Origin of the sequence: Klebsiella electrica (assembly GCF_006711645.1) — a bacterium.
Lineage (GTDB): Bacteria > Pseudomonadota > Gammaproteobacteria > Enterobacterales > Enterobacteriaceae > Klebsiella > Klebsiella electrica.
Map to the genome: position 1 here is coordinate 1,491,506 of NZ_CP041247.1, position 16,924 is coordinate 1,508,429.

The window sequence follows — 16,924 nt, forward strand, 5'->3', positions numbered from 1 at the left end:
CGGTGGCGCTTCGCTTATCCGGCCTACAAAACCGTAGGCCCGGTAAGCGCTAGCGCCACCGGGCTTTTTACTTACTGCTGCTGTGAAGACTGAATCGCGGTCAGAGCGATGGTGTAGACGATATCGTCTACCAGCGCGCCACGAGACAGGTCGTTGACCGGCTTACGCATACCCTGCAGCATTGGCCCGATGGAGATCAGGTCAGCAGAACGCTGTACGGCTTTGTAAGTGGTGTTACCGGTGTTCAGATCCGGGAAGATGAACACGGTAGCGCGACCTGCAACCGGCGAGTTTGGCGCTTTGGATTTCGCTACGTCAGCCATAACCGCTGCGTCGTACTGCAGCGGGCCGTCGATCATCAGGTCAGGACGTTTTTCCTGCGCCAGACGAGTCGCTTCACGAACTTTCTCGACGTCGCTACCGGCACCAGAATTACCGGTGGAGTAGGAGAGCATCGCTACGCGCGGCTCAATACCGAAAGCAATGGCGGAATCGGCGGACTGAATCGCGATTTCAGCCAGCTGTTCTGCGGTCGGATCCGGGTTGATTGCGCAGTCGCCGTAAACGTAAACCTGTTCCGGCAACAGCATGAAGAACACGGAAGAAACCAGAGAGCTACCCGGTGCCGTTTTGATCAACTGCAGCGGCGGACGGATGGTGTTGGCGGTGGTGTGAACCGCGCCGGAAACCAGGCCGTCGACTTCGTCTTGTTCCAGCATCAGCGTACCGAGAACCACGTTGTCTTCCAGCTGCTCACGGGCAACCGCTTCGGTCATCCCTTTGCTCTTACGCAGTTCGACCAGACGAGCGACATAGCTTTCGCGCACCACTTCCGGATCGACAATTTCGATACCCGCACCCAGCTCGACGCCTTGCGCGGCAGCAACGCGGTTGATCTCATCCGGGTTACCCAGCAGGACACAGGTCGCAATACCACGCTCTGCGCAGATCGCCGCGGCTTTAACGGTACGCGGCTCGTCACCTTCCGGCAGAACAACGCGTTTACCGGCTTTGCGCGCCAGCTCGGTCAACTGGTAGCGGAAGGCTGGTGGAGACAGACGGCGGCTACGTTCGGAGGTCGCGGTCAGAGACTCGATCCAGTCAGCGTTGATGTAGCTGGCGACGTATTCCTGAACTTTCTCAATGCGCTCGTGATCGTCAACCGGAACTTCCAGGTTGAAGCTCTGCAGGCTCAGGGAGGTCTGCCAGGTGTTGGTGTTCACCATAAAGACCGGCAGGCCGGTCGCGAATGCACGTTCGCACAGCTTGCTGACGCGCGGGTCCATTTCGTAAGCTCCGGTCAGCAGTAGCGCGCCGATTTCAACGCCGTTCATGGCGGCGAGGCAGGCAGCGACCAGAACATCAGGACGGTCTGCGGAAGTCACCAGCAGGGAACCTGCACGGAAATGCTCCAGCATGTGCGGGATGCTGCGCGCGCAGAAGGTGACAGACTTCACGCGGCGGGTGTTGATGTCACCTTCATTGATGATGGTAGCATTCAGGTGGCGTGCCATATCGATAGCACGCGTTGCAATCAGATCGAAGCTCCACGGCACCGCGCCCAGAACCGGCAGAGTGCTGCCATTCTGCAGCTGAGCCGGATCGATCTTCACGACTTTCGCTTTGGAAGAGTCATCGAAGATTTCCGACAGATCGGGACGGGTACGCCCCTGTTCGTCGACCGGTGCGTTCAGTTTGTTGACGATAACACCGGTAATGTTGGTGTTTTTCGCGCCGCCGAAGCTGTTGCGGGTCAGCTCGATACGTTCGTTCAGCTGTTCCTGGGTGTCGGTACCCTGAGACATCACGAAGACGATTTCCGCGTTCAGCGTTTTAGCGATTTCGAAGTTCAGAGACTGAGCAAACTGGTGTTTACGGGTCGGGACCAGACCTTCTACCAGCACCACTTCAGCATCCTGAGTCGCGGCGTGATAGTTGGCGATAATCTCTTCCATCAGCACGTCTTTCTGGTCGCCAGACAGCAGCGACTCGACGTGGCTCATCTTCAGCGGCTCAGCGGCCGGAAGGCTTGAATTAGCACGAACGATGGTGGTCGTCTGGTCCGGCGCATCGCCGCCTGCACGCGGTTGGGCGATAGGTTTAAAGACGCTCAGACGAACGCCTTTGCGTTCCATTGCACGGATAACACCGAGGCTGACGCTGGTCAGGCCAACGCTGGTTCCGGTAGGGATCAGCATGATTATACGGGACACGATATATCCTCTTTCGTTACCGCCAGTATCAGGCGGGAGACAAAACTGCACCACCAGCTGCCCGTCATATTTCAAGTTGCATGTGCGTTGGTTTTCCTGGTTCACCCCAGTCACGTACTACCTGTACGTGACTGGGGATTCTCTGCGTCGCCGCCTTCCTGCCACTCGAATTATTTAGGGTTTCGCTGGCGGTGTGGAATCAGGCAGTCAGACGATTGGCGTCTTGCGCGATAACCAGCTCTTCGTTGGTCGGGATGACCAGAGCCGGGCGGGTGCCTTCTTTGTTGATGAAGCCAGACTTGCCGAAACGGGCAGCCAGGTTACGCTCGTGATCAACTTCGAAGCCCAGCACGCCCAGTTTGCCCAGAGACAGTTCACGAACCATGGCGGCGTTTTCACCGATACCGCCGGTGAAGATAACGGCATCCAGACGACCGTCCATCAGCGCGGTGTAGGAACCGATGTACTTGGCCAGACGATGGCAGTAAACGTCCATTGCACGTTTAGCATCGGCTTTATCGGTGTAGTTGTCTTCAACATAACGACAGTCGCTGGTGACTTCGGTCAGGCCCAGCAGGCCAGACTCTTTGGTCAGCATTTTGTTGATAGCATCAACGCTCATGCCCAGGGAGTCGTGCAGGTGGAAGATGATAGCCGGGTCGATGTCGCCAGAGCGAGTCCCCATGACCAGACCTTCCAGCGGGGTCAGCCCCATTGAGGTGTCAACGCATTTACCGTTGCGGATAGCGGAAACAGAACCACCGTTGCCCAGATGGCAGGTGATGATGTTCAGCTCTTCAACCGGTTTGTTCAGGACCTTAGCCGCTTCCTGAGTCACGTAGAAGTGGCTGGTGCCGTGCGCGCCGTAGCGACGTACGCCGTGCTCTTTGTACAGGCTGTACGGCAGGGCATACAGATAGGATTCTTCCGGCATAGTCTGATGGAACGCGGTGTCGAACACGGCTACGTTCTTCTCTTTCAGATGCGGGAATGATTTCAGCGCTTCAGCAATACCGATCAGGTGAGCCGGGTTGTGCAGCGGAGCGAAAGAGGCGGAATCTTTGATGCCCTGGATAACGGAATCATCAATGACCACGGAACTGGTGTATTTTTCACCGCCGTGAACGATACGGTGGCCGATTGCGGTCAGCTGAGCAGACAGTTCTGGTTTTTGTGCCAGAATAGTGTTAACGATAAAGTTAAGCGCTTCACTGTGAGCGGCGCCAGCGCCTAAATCTGCTTCGTGTTTGCTGCCGTCCATTTTCCACTTAATACGCGCTTCAGGAAGATGGAAACATTCAGCTAAACCAGACAGATATTCGTCACCGTTGACGGCATCAAGGATAGCAAATTTCAGTGAGGAGCTACCGCAGTTCAGAACCAGTACTAACTTACTCGACATGGAAGTACCTTTTATGATACGTGGCTAAAAAAACGTCAGTGTGTCACAAAGCGTAGCGCAGGATGACGCCGACATTTATGATTAACATCATGCCTTGTTCTGTTTTCGGGCACGATGGGAGAAGTACATTTGATTTTATGCCATTTTGCATAATTTTCAGCCAATGGCAGAATGTGCGATAATTTGACTCACCTGGTCAAAGGGTCTATCGCCCTTTCAGGCGGGCACAGGATACCTGATTGCCGCAGCCATTGCCAAAATGTTTTGAACGTTGTCATGCACAGTTGGTGTTTTGCACGAATTTTTTAAGTTTTATATTTAAAGTTGAGGTAAAGCCATGTCGACCCCCGATAATCGTCCCGTCAGCTTCTTTAGCTTGTTCCGTCGCGGGCAGCACTACGCAAAGACCTGGCCTTTGGACAAACGCCTCGCTCCGGTATTTATTGAAAACCGCATTATTCGCGCAACCCGTTACGCTATCCGCATCATGCCGCCGATCGCGGTCTTTACGCTGTGCTGGCAAATCGCGCTGGGTGGGCAACTGGGGCCGGCGGTGGCGACCGCGCTGTTTGCCTTGAGTTTGCCGATGCAGGGATTATGGTGGCTGGGTAAGCGTTCGGTGACGCCACTGCCGCCGTCGATACTGAACTGGTTTTATGAAGTGCGCGGCAAATTGCAGGAGGCGGGACAGGCGCTGGCGCCGGTCGATGGCAAGCCGGATTATCAGGCCTTAGCTGACACGCTTAAGCGCGCCTTCAAACAACTGGATAAAACTTTCCTTGATGATTTGTAATTCACTAAGGAAAACGCATATAAAAGAAGGCGCATAATTAATGCGCCTTCTTTTTTCACGCCGTAAAGTGCTACAGGAGTCAAAACATGGAAATGACCAATGCGCAGCGTCTGATTTTATCTAATCAGTACAAGATGATGACGATGCTCGACCCGGACAACGCTGAACGTTATCGCCGTCTACAGACCATCATCGAGCGTGGATACGGATTGCAAATGCGCGAACTGGATCGCGAGTTTGGCCAACTGACGGAAGAAACCTGCCGTACCATCATTGATATTATGGAAATGTATCATGCGCTGCATGTCTCCTGGACGAACCTGAAGGATGCAGGTGAAATCGACGAACGTCGCGTCACCTTCCTCGGATTTGATGTCGCAACCGAAGCGCGCTTCCTTGGCTATGTTCGCTTTATCGTCAACGTAGAGGGGCGCTACAGCCACTTCGATGCCGGCACCCATGGCTTTAATTCGCAGACGCCGATGTGGGATAAATACCAGCGTATGCTCAGCGCCTGGCACGTTTGCCCGCGTCAGTACCACTTAAGCAGCAACGAAATTAATCAAATTATTAATGCCTGATGGAGGTTTGCGTGCACTGTAAAGGTTTCCTGTTTGATCTTGACGGGACGTTAGTCGATTCATTACCCGTAGTGGAGCGCTCGTGGTGCAAATGGGCGGATCGTTTCGGCATCCCGCACGATGAGGTGTTGAACTTCATTCATGGCAAGCAGGCGATAACCTCTTTACGCCATTTTCTGCCGGGGCGCAGCGAAGAGGAATTACAGACGGAGTTCCGCTGGCTTGAAGCGGTCGAAGCGACGGATACTGATGGCATTACTGCACTGCCGGGGGCGGTGGCGCTGCTGACCACTCTGGATGAAGCCGGGATCCCATGGGCTATCGTCACTTCAGGTTCGGTGCCTGTTGCCCATGCGCGTCATCGCGCGGCAGGTCTGCCTGATGCCCACGTTTTCGTGACTGCTGAGCAGGTCAAGCAGGGGAAACCGGCACCGGATGCCTATCTGCTCGGGGCACAACGTTTAGCGCTGGCGCCGCAGGAGTGCGTCGTGGTCGAGGATGCGCCTGCCGGTTTGCTTTCCGGTCTGGCGGCGGGCTGCCGGACTATCGCCGTCAACGTACCGGCAGATGCGCCGCGTCTGAACGAGGCGGATTTGATCTTAACGTCCCTCGCAAACCTCGCGGTCGCTCGCCTTCCGGACGGGAACGTGAATGTTTCGCTTAAAGACTAATCCCATGACGTCGCCCCGTATGGTCGGGGCTTTTTTATGCAAAAATTCCAGCTCGATCTTCAGACAAGGATAAGTTGTGAACGGTGAACTGATTTGGGTGTTGTCTCTTCTTGCCGTTGCGGTCGTGCTCTTTGCCAGCGGGAAAGTGCGCATGGACGCAGTTGCGCTGCTGGTGATTGTCGCCTTTGTCCTCAGCGATACGCTGACCCTCAGCGAAGCGTTCTCGGGTTTTAGCGATCCGAACGTCATTCTGATTGCGGCGCTGTTTATTATCGGCGATGGCCTGGTCCGTACCGGGGTGGCCACCAAAGTCGGCAGCTGGCTGGTGAAGGTGGCCGGCAACAGCGAAACGAAAATGCTGGTCTTTCTGATGCTGACTGTCGCCGGGCTTGGTGCGTTTATGAGTTCAACAGGCGTGGTCGCTATCTTTATTCCGGTGGTGCTCAGCGTTTCTATGCGGATGAATACGTCGCCATCGCGCCTGATGATGCCGCTTAGCTTTGCTGGCCTAATCAGCGGGATGATGACACTGGTTGCCACGCCACCGAACCTGGTCGTGAACAGCGAACTGTTGCGTGAAGGTCTGCAGGGATTCGGCTTTTTTAGCGTCACGCCGATTGGCCTTGTGGTGCTGTTGCTGGGTATCCTCTATATGCTGGCGGCGCGCTTTATGCTCAGAGGCGGGGAGAATGACCATCCGCGGGACGGACGTAAAAGAAGCACCTTTCGCGATTTAATCAAAGAGTACCACCTGACCGGCCGCGCCCGTCGTCTGGCCATTCGTCCGGGGTCTCCGATGATTGGTCAGCGCCTGGACGATCTTAAGCTGCGTGAACGCTACTGCGCCAACGTGATCGGCGTAGAGCGCTGGCGCCGTTTCCGCCGGGTTATCGTCAATGTGAACGGAGTGTCCGAGTTTCGCGCCCGTGACGTGCTGCTGATCGATATGTCCGCATCAGATATTGATTTGCGCCAGTTCTGCGGCGAGCAAATGCTTGAACCGATGGTGCTGCGCGGCGAATACTTTTCCGATCAGGCGCTGGATGTGGGGATGGCCGAAGTCGCGCTGATTCCGGATTCAGAACTGATCGGGAAAACGGTCCGTGAGATAGGTTTTCGCACTCGCTTCGGGCTCAATATTGTCGGCCTTAAGCGCGATGGTAAAGCGATGGATGGTTCGGTCGTCGACGAGTCTTTGCAGCTTGGTGATATCGTGCTGGTGGTCGGAAACTGGCGCCAGATAGCCCTGCTGGCGAAACGCGGTCGCGACTTTGTCGTATTGAATATGCCCGTGGAGGTGAACGATGCCTCGCCCGCGCACAGTCAGGCGCCGCACGCCATCTTTTGCCTGGTGCTGATGGTCGCCCTGATGCTCACCGACGAGATCCCCAACCCGATAGCGGCGATTATCGCCTGCCTGCTGATGGGCAAATTCCGCTGTATTAATGCCGAAAGCGCTTATAAAGCGATTCACTGGCCAAGCATTATATTAATCGTCGGGATGATGCCCTTTGCGCTGGCGTTGCAAAAAACCGGCGGCGTCGATTTGGTGGTGGAGGGGCTGATGGATGTTGCCGGCAGCAAAGGGCCTTACGTGATGCTGGGCTGTTTGTTCGTGATGTGCGCCACTATCGGTCTGTTTATTTCCAACACCGCCACGGCGGTACTGATGGCGCCGATCGCCCTGGCGGCGGCGAAATCCATGGACGTCTCGCCTTATCCTTTTGCCATGGTGGTGGCGATGGCGGCTTCGGCCGCCTTTATGACGCCAGTCTCTTCGCCGGTTAACACGCTGGTGCTGGGGCCAGGAAAATACGCCTTCAGCGATTTTGTGAAGATTGGCGTGCCGTTCACCGTCCTCGTGATGGTGGTCTGCGTGCTGCTTGTGCCGATGCTGTTTCCGTTTTAACTGCCCCCCGGTGGCGCTACACCGGGGCTACAGAAACCGGAGGTCGGGTAAGGCGGAGCCGCCCGACAAAATCACAACGGTGAATCCTGGCTTATCTCATCCAGCGACAGCTGGAAGCTCGGGACGAAGACCTGCATAAAGTAGTCCATCTCCTCGCTACGCCGGGACTCCAGCGTTTTCTCAAGCCGGCCCTTGGCCAGTAAAAACTCATTGTTGCCGGCAGAGAGTTCCTCAAGGCATTTTAAGTAGGCGCAGAGCGCGTCGGCCTGTTTGACGATCGATTGCTCATCTGCGCTATAGCGATGCTCGTCGATCAGCGGTGCAAAGACATCGCGCAGTTCGTCAGGAACCATGTCGATAAGCTTCTGCTGGGCAATCTTCTCGATCGCTTTATATTCTTGCGCAATCTGCGAGTTGAAATATTTGACTGGAGTCGGCAGATCGCCGGTTAACACTTCCGATGCATCGTGATACATCGCCAGCAGGGCGATGCGCTCGGCGTTAACCTTGCCGCCAAACATCCGGTTTTTGATAGTGGCCAGCGCGTGAGCAACCATCGCCACCTGCAGACTGTGCTCGGAGACGTTTTCGGTCCGTACATTACGCATCAGCGGCCAGCGGTTAATTAACTTCAGGCGAGAGAGGTGGGCAAAGAAATGACTCTGACTCATAGCAACCCTTAATCAGTGACAACATCGGGCCCTATTGTGCGCAGGGATTGCCGCCGGATGCAAATACCGGCGGCCGGGTAACACTTATCCGTGCTGGTGATAGCCGGAGAGGAAGCGACCAAAGCGAGAAATCGCCATTTCCAGATCGTCCTCACGCGGGAGGGTGACAATACGCACGTGATCCGGCCATGGCCAGTTAAAGGCGCTTCCCTGAACCAACAGGACTTTTTCCTGCAGCAGGAAGTCGAGCACCATTTTCTGGTCATCGTGAATATTAAAGCGCTTCGCATCGATTTTCGGGAACATGTACAGCGCGCCTTGCGGCTTCACGCAGGAAACGCCGGGGATCTCGTTGATCAACTCCCATGCGCGGTTGCGCTGTTCGTACAGTCTGCCACCGGGAACGATAAACTCGCTGATGCTCTGATAGCCGCCTAAGGCGGTTTGAATTGCGTGCTGCGCCGGTACGTTAGCGCACAGACGCATAGACGCCAGCATCTCCAGACCTTCGATATAGCCTTTTGCGTGCTTTTTCGGCCCGTTCAGTACCATCCAGCCCTGGCGAAAACCTGCAACGCGGTAGGTCTTGGACAGGCCGTTAAAGGTCACTGTCAGCAGGTCGGGAGCCAGCGCGGCGATCGAATGGTGCTGGGCTTCGTCGTAGAGGATCTTGTCGTAGATTTCATCGGCGAAAATGATCAGGTTGTGCTGGCGGGCAAGCTCAACGATCTCCATCAGCAGCTCTTTCGAGTACACCGCACCGGTAGGGTTGTTCGGGTTGATAATCACGATGCCGCGCGTGCGCGGGGTGATTTTTGCGCGAATGTCGTCAAGGTCCGGAAACCAGTCGGCGGATTCATCGCACAGATAGTGCACTGCTTTCCCGCTGGAGAGCGAGACGGCGGCAGTCCACAGCGGATAATCCGGTGCCGGAACCAGCATTTCATCGCCGCTGTTCAGCAGCGCCTGCATGGCCTGAACGATCAGTTCTGAGACGCCGTTACCGATATAAATATCTTCGACCGTCACATCGCGCATACCGCGCGCCTGATAGTGCTGCATGATAGCCTTCCGCGCCGAGTAGAGGCCTTTAGAGTCACAATAACCCTGAGCGGTAGGCAGATTGCGAATAACATCAACAAGGATTTCGTCGGGGGCGTCAAAGCCAAACGGCGCCGGGTTGCCGATGTTCAGTTTCAGGACTTTATTGCCTTCTTCTTCAAGGCGTTTTGCCTCTTTCAGAACCGGGCCACGGATGTCGTAACAGACGTTATCTAACTTGCTGGATTTTTCGATAGGGGACATGAATCTTTGACCTTTTAGCTGTTATCGCCACTCCCTGCCGTGGAAGTCAGCACGGAACAATGTACTCTTCATCCCCGAGGTTTTGAAGGGTTAACAGGAGAAGATTTTGCTTATGTGATTTTTTTGGTTTAATTGATTTGGCTGGTGATTGCCTTTGTCTTTTATAGAATATGCCTTTAATGGCTGCTTTAATGGTCAATAATGGTGTTGTTTTCGCTATTTCGTGAACATTTATATGGTTTATTCTCCTGGGCGTGGCGCCAGAGATTATTTTTTTCGCAGGATGCTCAGGGGGGATGAAAAGGCGTATAACAGGTAAAGCGCGGTGGCTGTAACGGTAATGTTAAATATGCTTAATAAGAATATTTAATTAATTAAAAAGATTTTATTTTTCACAATTCGGGATTTTCTTTTTGTTAATTAAATTAAAGTCATGAAAAAAAATTTAAAATTGGCTTTAATAATAATGATTAGACCTTATAAATAATTCGGTTTTCGGTTACGATACCTGCGTTAATATCGATTAAGAGCCTGTTTTTTCGCAGGTTAAGCTATTAATATATTGTTATTGCAGGATTTTTTTTGTTTGTTTTTTCGCTTTTTACAATGGCTGTGATGAGGGGCGATGACCTCATCCTTGCCGTAGAGAACTTTTTTGAAGAACATCACAGAAATCAGAACGGTGTATCAGAACGGTGTAATAGAAAGCGTAGAACTACGGACAATATATGACTCAGACGTTTCGCGCACTTGCTGCGGGCGAGTACTTTCACATGCAATAACGTTCGTCCAGATGCACATTCCGTTTGTGAATGGCACAAGGCTCAAGGAATAGCCGGAAACCTGGAGCACAGCGTCAACAAGGCAGGTTCGCATTCGCCACCTGTAAGTGAACAAATATGATAAATGCAAATCGTCCGATACTGAATCTCGACCTGGATCTGCTGAGAACCTTCGTTGCTGTCGCCGATCTGAATACTTTTGCCGCCGCTGCAGCGGCGGTATGCCGGACTCAGTCTGCCGTAAGCCAACAGATGCAACGTCTGGAACAACTGGTCGGCAAAGAGCTCTTTGCCCGTCATGGGCGCAATAAATTGCTGACCGAGCAGGGTATTCAACTGCTGGGCTACGCCCGCAAAATCCTGCGTTTTAATGATGAAGCCTGCATGTCGCTGATGTTCAGCAGCCTGCAAGGGATCTTAACGATTGGCGCATCTGATGAAACAGCCGAGACTATTTTACCGTTTTTGTTGAACCGGATCGGCAGCTTCTACCCGAAACTGACGCTGGAAATTAAGGTTCTTAAGCATGCTGAGGCGGTGGCTATGCTGGCGAGCGGCGCAATTGATCTCGCGCTGACGACTCACCAGACGGCGGAATTCGATACGCTGATACTGCGCACTTCGCCAACCCTATGGTACTGCGCTGCCGATTATGTGGTGCCGCGGCAGGAGACGATCCCGCTGATCCTGCTGGAAGAACCGGGTCCGTTTCGTGAGGAGATCATTGCCGCGCTGAATGCCGCCGGCGCACCGTGGCATCTGGCCCATTCCGCCTCGACGCTTGCGGGCGTTAAAGCGGCGGTAAAGGCGGGGCTGGGGGTTACCGCCCGTCCGGTAGAAATGATGAGCCCCGAGCTGCGGGTTGTCGGTAAGAATGAGGGGCTTCCTGCTCTGGCGGATACGCAATATGTGCTGAGCTGCAATGCGTACAAGATAAGCGAGTCGGCGCAGGCTATTTTCCAGTCGCTGAGCCAGGATTATCGCCCCTGGTCGTCTGAGCCTGCGTTTACCCCTGAAGGGGGAGATAATTCCCTCATTTCCTGAGTGGAGTTAGTTACACAGATCACAAAAAGCTGGTAACAAATTGTAAGTGCAAAAAAGAGCCGCTAAGGTTTGAATTATGCCGTGCGGTTCTTTTTTTTCTTATTTTACAGGGGTTTTTAATATTTTTTCGTTTTATTTGCATACTTATCAATAAGTTGCATTTGATGCGGCGCTTGCTCCCCGACTTTTCCCAGCACTTTCAATACTTCATGCTAATGTTAAAAAACCGTCTAGATTGTTGCCGTTTTATAGGTTTAATTAACAAAATCGTGTCACAGATCAAAAAAATACCCCTCCTTAGGGGGAGGAATCGAGGCTAAATCCTGTCAAAATAGACGGGTAATTTTGATTTACAACAGAAACGGACACGATTCAACAACACTAAATCCGGTTTGTATGCAAGGTTATTTCGCATAAAAGGGCATTTAATGTTAATGAAAAAAATCTAATGTAAATTAATGTTGTTAAAACTTTTGTTGAAGTTGACAAAAGGTTAAAGAAAGGGGTAAAAAGCCACCGCATACAGCCTTCTACGCTAAGTAGGGACGCTTTTTTGCAAGGTTATTTTTTTATTCCTCCCCGTGAAACGCTGTGGCGTTCATCTGCCAGCAAGAGCAGAGGGTTTAGCGCTACACTTTTTTGGTTAAGCAATGCGTATGTCAACATCCACTGAAGTCATCGCTCATCATTGGGCATTCGCTATATTTCTCATCATTGCCATCGGCCTGTGCTGCCTGATGCTTGTCGGGGGCTGGTACCTCGGCGGTCGCGCGCGCGCGCGTAGCAAGAATACGCCGTTTGAATCGGGGATCGACTCCGTTGGTTCGGCTCGCTTACGTCTTTCTGCGAAGTTTTATCTGGTTGCCATGTTCTTCGTTATCTTCGACGTGGAAGCTCTGTATCTCTACGCATGGTCGACTTCTATCCGCGAAAGCGGCTGGGTCGGCTTTGTGGAAGCCGCAATTTTCATTTTAGTGCTACTGGCAGGTCTGGTTTACCTCGTTCGTATCGGCGCACTGGACTGGACGCCTGCGCGTTCCCGTCGCACGCTGGTTAATTCAGAAACAGACAGTCCCACTAACCGTCATATGCAGTAAAAGCGAGGCAATAAGATGGATTATACGCTCACCCGCATAGATCCTAACGGTGAGAACGACCGTTACCCCCTGCAGAAACAGGAGATCGTAACTGACCCCCTGGAGCAAGAAGTCAATAAAAGCGTGTATATGGGGAAACTCGAACATGCGCTGCATGACATGGTGAACTGGGGCCGCAAGAACTCAATCTGGCCCTACAACTTCGGCCTGTCATGCTGCTACGTTGAAATGGTAACGTCATTCACTGCGGTGCATGACGTTGCGCGTTTTGGCGCCGAGGTACTGCGTGCTTCTCCTCGTCAGGCGGACCTGATGGTTGTCGCTGGTACCTGCTTCACCAAAATGGCGCCGGTCATTCAGCGTTTGTATGACCAGATGCTGGAGCCTAAGTGGGTTATCTCCATGGGCGCCTGCGCCAACTCCGGCGGGATGTACGATATTTATTCTGTCGTCCAGGGTGTGGACAAGTTTATTCCGGTTGATGTTTACATCCCGGGCTGTCCGCCGCGTCCGGAAGCGTATATGCAGGCGCTGATGCTGCTGCAGGAGTCTATTGGTAAAGAACGTCGCCCGCTCTCGTGGGTGGTTGGCGATCAGGGCGTATACCGCGCCAACATGCAGTCGGAACGCGAGCGTAAACGTGGTGAACGCATTGCAGTGACCAATCTGCGGACACCGGACGAGATTTAACTTGCGCCTGCGGGCGGCGGAATAACACTTCGCAAATCAATCTACTAAAGCAGCGAAGCCTCGCCCGGCAGTCACCACGGACCTTTTGCAATGGTGAACAATATGACCGATTTACATGCGCATGACGCCGCACCAGCCTGGCAAACCCGCGATCACCTTGATGACCCGGTGATCGGCGAACTGCGCAATCGTTTTGGGCCGGATGCCTTTACCGTTCAACCTACCCGCACCGGCGTTCCGGTGGTCTGGGTCAAGCGCGAACAGCTGCTGGAGGTGGGTGATTTCCTGAAGAAATTGCCGAAACCTTACGTCATGCTGTTCGATCTGCATGGGATGGACGAACGTCTGCGTACCCACCGTGACGGGCTCCCCGCCGCGGATTTTTCCGTTTTCTATCATCTGATCTCCATTGAACGCAATCGTGACATTATGCTCAAGGTAGCATTGTCCGAAAACGATCTGCGCGTGCCGACTTTTACCAAACTGTTCCCGAATGCCAACTGGTATGAGCGCGAAACGTGGGAAATGTTCGGTATTGATATCGAAGGCCACCCGCACCTGACGCGCATCATGATGCCGCCGACCTGGGAAGGCCATCCGCTGCGTAAAGACTACCCGGCACGCGCCACCGAGTTCGATCCGTTTGAGCTGACTAAAGCCAAGCAGGATCTGGAAATGGAAGCGCTGACCTTTAAGCCGGAAGCGTGGGGCATGAAGCGCGGGACCGAAAACGAGGACTTCATGTTCCTCAACCTCGGCCCGAACCACCCGTCTGCCCACGGTGCTTTCCGTATTATCCTGCAGCTTGATGGCGAAGAGATTGTCGACTGCGTACCGGACATCGGCTACCACCACCGTGGTGCGGAGAAGATGGGCGAACGTCAGTCCTGGCACAGCTACATTCCGTATACCGACCGTATCGAATACCTTGGCGGCTGTGTCAATGAGATGCCGTACGTGCTGGCGGTGGAAAAGCTGGCGGGGATCACCGTACCGGATCGCGTGAATGTGATTCGCGTGATGCTCTCTGAGCTGTTCCGCATTAACAGCCACCTGCTGTACATCTCCACCTTTATTCAGGACGTCGGCGCGATGACGCCGGTGTTCTTTGCCTTTACCGACCGGCAGAAGATCTACGATCTGGTGGAAGCGATTACCGGTTTCCGTATGCACCCGGCGTGGTTCCGCATCGGCGGCGTCGCGCACGACCTGCCGCGCGGCTGGGATCGCCTGCTGCGCGAATTCCTTGAGTGGATGCCAAAACGTCTGGATTCTTACGAGAAAGCCGCGCTGCGCAACACCATTCTGATTGGCCGTTCGAAAGGCGTTGCCGCCTATAACGCCAAAGAAGCGCTGGAGTGGGGCACCACCGGTGCCGGCCTGCGCGCAACGGGGATCGGCTTCGACGTGCGTAAATGGCGCCCCTATTCTGGCTATGAAAACTTTGACTTTGAAGTGCCAACCGGTGGCGGTATCTCTGACTGCTATACCCGCGTGATGCTGAAAGTCGAAGAACTGCGCCAGAGCCTGCGCATTCTTCAGCAGTGTCTCGATAACATGCCGGAAGGCCCGTTCAAAGCGGATCACCCGCTGACGACGCCGCCGCCGAAAGAGCGCACGCTGCAGCATATCGAAACCCTGATTACGCACTTCCTGCAGGTTTCCTGGGGCCCGGTCATGCCGGCCAACGAATCCTTCCAGATGATAGAAGCGACGAAGGGTATCAACAGTTACTACCTGACCAGCGACGGCAGCACCATGAGCTATCGTACCCGTATCCGCACGCCGAGCTATGCGCACCTGCAGCAGATCCCGTCGGCGATTCGCGGCAGCCTGGTATCCGACCTGATCGTTTATCTGGGTAGTATCGATTTTGTTATGTCAGACGTGGACCGCTAATTATGCACGAGAATCAACAACCACAAACCGAGGCTTTTGAGCTGAGTGCGGCAGAGCGTGAGGCCATTGAGCACGAGAAGCACCACTATGAAGACCCGCGTGCGGCGTCCATCGAAGCGCTGAAGATCGTTCAGAAACAGCGCGGCTGGGTGCCGGATGGCGCGATCTACGCGATCGCCGACGTACTGGGTATCCCGGCAAGCGACGTGGAAGGGGTAGCCACTTTCTACAGCCAGATCTTCCGCCAGCCGGTTGGCCGTCACGTGATCCGCTATTGCGATAGCGTGGTTTGCCATATCACCGGCTTCCAGGGCATTCAGTCGGCTATCGAGAAAAAGCTCGACATCAAACCGGGTCAAACTACCTTTGATGGCCGCTTCACTCTGCTGCCGACCTGCTGTCTGGGCAACTGCGACAAGGGACCGACGATGATGATTGATGAGGATACTCATAGTTATCTGACGCCGGAGGCGATTCCTGACCTGTTGGAGCGGTATAAATGAAGACAGTGATCCGCACTCCCGAAACGCATCCGCTGACCTGGCGACTGCGCGATGATAAACAGCCGGTATGGCTGGAAGAGTATCAGAGCAAAAACGGCTATGCCGGCGCGCGTAAGGCGCTGCTGGGCCTGGCGCCGGATGAGATAGTCAATCAGGTGAAAGACGCCGGTCTGAAAGGACGCGGCGGCGCGGGCTTTTCCACCGGTCTGAAGTGGAGCCTGATGCCGAAAGACGAATCCATGAACATTCGTTACCTGCTGTGTAACGCCGATGAGATGGAGCCGGGCACCTATAAAGACCGTCTGCTGATGGAGCAACTGCCGCACCTGCTGGTGGAAGGCATGCTGATTTCCGCGTTTGCGCTGAAAGCGTACCGCGGCTACATCTTCCTGCGCGGCGAATATATTGAAGCGGCGGCGCATTTACGCCGCGCGATCGCCGAAGCGACCGAAGCCGGTCTGCTGGGCAAAAACATTCTCGGCACCGGTTTTGATTTCGAACTGTTCGTCCACACCGGGGCAGGGCGTTATATCTGCGGTGAAGAAACCGCGCTGATTAACTCCCTCGAAGGCCGTCGCGCCAACCCGCGCTCCAAGCCGCCGTTCCCGGCGAGCTCCGGCGTGTGGGGGAAACCGACCTGCGTCAACAACGTGGAAACCCTGTGTAACGTCCCGGCGATTCTGGCCAACGGCGTCGAGTGGTATCAGAACATTTCTACCAGCAAAGATGCCGGTACCAAGCTGATGGGCTTCTCTGGCCGGGTGAAAAATCCGGGCGTCTGGGAACTGCCGTTCGGCACCACCGCGCGCGAGATTCTGGAAGATTATGCCGGCGGCATGCGTGATGGCCTGAAGTTTAAGGCCTGGCAGCCGGGCGGCGCGGGGACCGACTTCCTGACCGAAGCGCATCTTGACCTGCCGATGGAATTCGAAAGTATTGGTAAAGCGGGAAGCCGTCTGGGTACCGCGCTGGCGATGGCCGTTGACCATGAGATTGGCATGGTATCGCTGGTGCGCAACCTGGAAGAGTTCTTTGCCCGCGAGTCCTGCGGTTGGTGCACACCGTGCCGTGACGGTCTGCCGTGGAGCGTGAAAATTCTGCGCGCTCTGGAGCGCGGTGAAGGCCAGCCGGGTGATATCGAGACACTTGAGCAACTGTGTCGGTTCCTTGGTCCGGGCAAAACCTTCTGTGCGCATGCGCCAGGTGCGGTAGAACCGCTGCAGAGCGCCATTAAATATTTCCGCGACGAATTCGAAGCAGGCATTAAGCAGCAGTTCAGTAATACCCATGCTATCAACGGGATTCAGCCGAACCTGCTTAAGACGCGCTGGTAATGTCTCCACAAGCTCGTTCAGGCGGCGCCA

At 54.3% G+C, this 16,924-nt stretch carries 14 protein-coding genes; 10 read left to right on the forward strand and 4 right to left on the reverse strand.

What is annotated here, in order from left to right; all coding sequences use genetic code 11:
* Positions 1-71: 71 nt before the first annotated feature.
* Positions 72-2,213, reverse strand: a complete 2,142-nt coding sequence (gene pta / locus Electrica_RS07230) for a phosphate acetyltransferase (protein WP_100682850.1) — start codon at positions 2,211-2,213, stop codon at positions 72-74.
* Positions 2,214-2,412: 199 nt separating this feature from the next.
* The gene (gene ackA, locus Electrica_RS07235; protein WP_004865128.1) at positions 2,413-3,615 is read right to left on the reverse strand and encodes an acetate kinase; all 1,203 of its coding nucleotides are present in this window, start codon (positions 3,613-3,615) and stop codon (positions 2,413-2,415) included.
* Positions 3,616-3,952: 337 nt separating this feature from the next.
* On the opposite strand from ackA, the gene yfbV reads away from it, so the two are divergent.
* The 4 genes from yfbV (at position 3,953) to Electrica_RS07255 (ending at position 7,569) form a co-directional block, all read left to right on the forward strand.
* On the forward strand, positions 3,953-4,408 hold the full coding sequence (gene yfbV / locus Electrica_RS07240) for a terminus macrodomain insulation protein YfbV (protein WP_131048222.1): 456 nt from the start codon (positions 3,953-3,955) through the stop codon (positions 4,406-4,408).
* An 86-nt stretch (positions 4,409-4,494) separates the two neighbouring features.
* Positions 4,495-4,989 carry a YfbU family protein gene (locus Electrica_RS07245; protein WP_100682785.1) on the forward strand — a complete coding sequence of 165 codons (495 nt, stop codon included), beginning with the start codon at positions 4,495-4,497 and terminating at the stop codon, positions 4,987-4,989.
* 11 nt (positions 4,990-5,000) lie between these two features.
* Positions 5,001-5,660 carry a sugar phosphatase gene (locus tag Electrica_RS07250; RefSeq protein ID WP_131048221.1) on the forward strand — a complete coding sequence of 220 codons (660 nt, stop codon included), beginning with the start codon at positions 5,001-5,003 and terminating at the stop codon, positions 5,658-5,660.
* Between the two features lie 76 nt (positions 5,661-5,736).
* Positions 5,737-7,569: an SLC13 family permease gene (locus tag Electrica_RS07255; RefSeq protein ID WP_131048220.1), complete on the forward strand. Its 1,833-nt coding sequence runs from the start codon at positions 5,737-5,739 to the stop codon at positions 7,567-7,569.
* 71 nt (positions 7,570-7,640) lie between these two features.
* Here the strand turns inward: Electrica_RS07255 and yfbR are convergent, their stop codons facing one another.
* Together yfbR and alaA are read right to left on the reverse strand one after the other, a co-directional pair.
* Positions 7,641-8,240 (reverse strand): 5'-deoxynucleotidase, encoded by a 600-nt coding sequence (gene yfbR, locus Electrica_RS07260; protein WP_131048219.1) that lies wholly within the window; start codon positions 8,238-8,240, stop codon positions 7,641-7,643.
* Positions 8,241-8,324: 84 nt separating this feature from the next.
* A complete protein-coding gene (gene alaA / locus Electrica_RS07265) occupies positions 8,325-9,545 on the reverse strand; it encodes an alanine transaminase AlaA (RefSeq protein WP_100682781.1) in 1,221 nt (406 codons plus the stop codon).
* A gap of 899 nt (positions 9,546-10,444) precedes the next feature.
* On the opposite strand from alaA, the gene Electrica_RS07270 reads away from it, so the two are divergent.
* From Electrica_RS07270 to nuoF, 6 genes are all read left to right on the forward strand, one after another.
* Positions 10,445-11,371, forward strand: coding sequence for a LysR family transcriptional regulator (locus Electrica_RS07270; protein WP_131048218.1), 927 nt, complete (start codon positions 10,445-10,447; stop codon positions 11,369-11,371).
* Between the two features lie 650 nt (positions 11,372-12,021).
* On the forward strand, positions 12,022-12,468 hold the full coding sequence (gene nuoA / locus Electrica_RS07280; protein ID WP_004865103.1) for an NADH-quinone oxidoreductase subunit NuoA: 447 nt from the start codon (positions 12,022-12,024) through the stop codon (positions 12,466-12,468).
* Between the two features lie 15 nt (positions 12,469-12,483).
* Complete coding sequence (nuoB, locus tag Electrica_RS07285) at positions 12,484-13,158, forward strand: NADH-quinone oxidoreductase subunit NuoB (protein ID WP_002913178.1); 675 nt, start codon at positions 12,484-12,486, stop codon at positions 13,156-13,158.
* 90 nt (positions 13,159-13,248) lie between these two features.
* A complete protein-coding gene (nuoC, locus tag Electrica_RS07290; protein ID WP_100682779.1) occupies positions 13,249-15,057 on the forward strand; it encodes an NADH-quinone oxidoreductase subunit C/D in 1,809 nt (602 codons plus the stop codon).
* A 2-nt stretch (positions 15,058-15,059) separates the two neighbouring features.
* On the forward strand, positions 15,060-15,560 hold the full coding sequence (gene nuoE / locus Electrica_RS07295; RefSeq protein WP_004104075.1) for an NADH-quinone oxidoreductase subunit NuoE: 501 nt from the start codon (positions 15,060-15,062) through the stop codon (positions 15,558-15,560).
* Entirely contained in the window at positions 15,557-16,894 is a 1,338-nt protein-coding gene (nuoF, locus tag Electrica_RS07300) for an NADH-quinone oxidoreductase subunit NuoF (RefSeq protein WP_100682778.1), read from the forward strand. Before nuoE ends, nuoF begins: the two co-directional genes overlap by 4 nt.
* Positions 16,895-16,924 lie beyond the last annotated feature (30 nt).